General features: G+C 41.5%; 2 protein-coding genes and 1 pseudogene. All 3 read right to left on the reverse strand.

Annotated elements, in window-relative coordinates:
- Positions 1 to 785 (reverse strand): recombinase family protein (locus tag ACIFO6_RS19165; protein WP_430042930.1); only part of this gene is annotated, 785 nt, incomplete at its 3' end.
- Between the two features lie 90 nt (positions 786 to 875).
- A complete protein-coding gene (locus tag ACIFO6_RS19170) occupies positions 876 to 1,001 on the reverse strand; it encodes an SHOCT domain-containing protein (RefSeq protein ID WP_010348683.1) in 126 nt (41 codons plus the stop codon).
- A gap of 63 nt (positions 1,002 to 1,064) precedes the next feature.
- Positions 1,065 to 1,261, reverse strand: a pseudogene (locus tag ACIFO6_RS19175) (hypothetical protein); the annotation flags it as partial.

Below are 1,261 nucleotides of genomic sequence, written 5' to 3' on the forward strand. Positions count from 1 at the left end.
AGCAAAGCTCCGTAATATTTCTCATTGGTCAGAATTAAGGTAATGGAGGAATCCCACCACGTATCGCTACCCGTGACTGTTTTAATGTGATCTCGCATCAATCCTCTAGCAATCGCCTGATAGCTTTTTCCGTCTAGATACTCCTCATATATTCTGCGTACAATCTCAGCTTCTGGCTCATTAATGACCAATTCACCATGTTCATCCTTATCATAGCCAAGGAAGCGAGTCGTGTTGCAGAAGACTTTGCCGTTTTGAAAGCCACGTAATATTCCCCATCGGCTATTCTCAGAAATGTTTCGACTCTCGTCTTGAGCAAGTGAACTCAGGATGGTCAGCAATACTTCACCTGTTGTATCGAGTGTATTAATGTTCTCTCGTTCAAAGAACACAGCAACTCCGAGACTTTTGAGTTCCCGTACATATTTCAGTAAATCCAGTGTGTTTCTGGCAAACCTCGAAATCGACTTGACCAGAATCAGATCCAGTTTACCGTTTCGAGCATCCTGTATCATGCGATTAAAGTGAGTTCTATTTTTGGTGCTGGTTCCGGTGATCCCTTCATCTGCGTAAATATCCGCCATTTCCCATTCCAAGTTGTTTTGAATGTATTGGGTATAATGATTAACCTGATTGGTATAGCTCTCCTTTTGCTCCTCAGAATCGGTACTGACCCGGCAATAGGCTGCGACTTTCTTTTTCTGGATGGGTTGAATTCCCTCTACGATGTCCAACGTTTTCACGGGAACGATCACGACTTTTTTTGCGGTTGCGGCTTGTGCCATAGACGTTTCTCCCTTCGATATCTTCTTTATACGATCACATGGTATAATGCGTGCGCTACATCATCAAGTCCATTTCTGTCCATGTTACAGCTACTTGAAAGACTTTTTATTCAGCTCATCAATCGCGATAAACTCTTCTTCTGTAATGACATGTTGTGATCTCAATTGCTTCAATAGACTCAGACTGAGCAAGTAATCAATAGATTTTCGTTGCATATGTATGTGCTCCTTTAAAATGAGAATGGCTCACCTCTAAGGCAAGCCGTATAGATATAAAGCTTAGAATAAATTCTTAAGGCTAATGGTCTTTTCTATGGCAATGTTAGGATCGCTTACTAATGTGGCTGTTAATATTAATGCTTTGTTGATTGCCCCACTACTACTTCCTGCTTTTATGGTTACACTATTTCCTGTACTAGCTGTTATGCTCCCCATGATCGGAATTGAATCATCTTGATTCTGTAGGCTCCACTCCA

It is taken from the genome of Paenibacillus sp. NRS-1781 (assembly GCF_050467745.1).
GTDB lineage: Bacteria > Bacillota > Bacilli > Paenibacillales > Paenibacillaceae > Paenibacillus > Paenibacillus terrae_A.

Coding starts and splice junctions, on each gene's coding strand:
- ACIFO6_RS19170 (WP_010348683.1), bottom strand. CDS start 1,001: ATGCAACGAAAATCTATTGATTACTTGCTCAGTCTGAGTCTATTGAAG.